Source organism: Flavobacterium solisilvae (genome assembly GCF_012911605.1).
Lineage (GTDB): Bacteria > Bacteroidota > Bacteroidia > Flavobacteriales > Flavobacteriaceae > Flavobacterium > Flavobacterium solisilvae.
Genome location: NZ_JAAMPT010000008.1, coordinates 1 through 222, shown reverse-complemented (window position 1 = coordinate 222; position 222 = coordinate 1). Strand labels below are relative to the sequence as shown.

Below are 222 nucleotides of genomic sequence, written 5' to 3'. Positions count from 1 at the left end.
CATTGGTATAAGCCGTTACATTGGTGATGTTGCCTGTTCCTAATTGGGCTTGGGTGAAATCTGTATAGAATGTTACCGTATGTGTTGCCGCATTAATGCTGCCTAAAATCTCCGCTATTTTGGTCGTTAAATTGAAACTCTCATAACCTACTGCACCTGTGTAATCACATAAATGGTAATCTGTTGGCTCGGTCGCTTCTGGCGTTGGGTTGACGATTAATT

Annotated in this window: 1 protein-coding gene; it reads right to left on the bottom strand. The window is 41.9% G+C overall.

Going from position 1 to position 222, the window contains the following annotated elements:
* On the bottom strand, nt 1-222 hold a 222-nt coding region (locus G6042_RS00040), incomplete at both ends, for a hypothetical protein (RefSeq protein WP_169522285.1).